Below are 215 nucleotides of genomic sequence, written 5' to 3' on the forward strand. Positions count from 1 at the left end.
CATCAACAACCACGGCAAGGGCATCGAGCTGTTCGATCGCAGCATCTTTACCTACGACGCGGAGCACGACCGCTATCAGTGCCCGGCGGGCCAGTGGCTCCTCCTCAAGCAGGTACTCGGCATGGAGAGGATTTACGCGATCAGCGGCGATTGCTGCGCTTGCCCTTTGCAGTCGCGCTGTACGAACAGCAAGCGCCGTCATCTCACCCGTCACG

1 pseudogene is annotated in these 215 nt (G+C 60.9%); it reads left to right on the forward strand.

Annotation, left to right across the window (positions count from 1 at the left end):
- A pseudogene (locus tag DK254_RS34450) lies at positions 1-215 on the forward strand (IS5/IS1182 family transposase); the annotation flags it as partial.

The sequence above is a fragment of the Pseudomonas sp. RW407 genome (assembly GCF_003176655.1).
GTDB lineage: Bacteria > Pseudomonadota > Gammaproteobacteria > Pseudomonadales > Pseudomonadaceae > Pseudomonas > Pseudomonas delhiensis.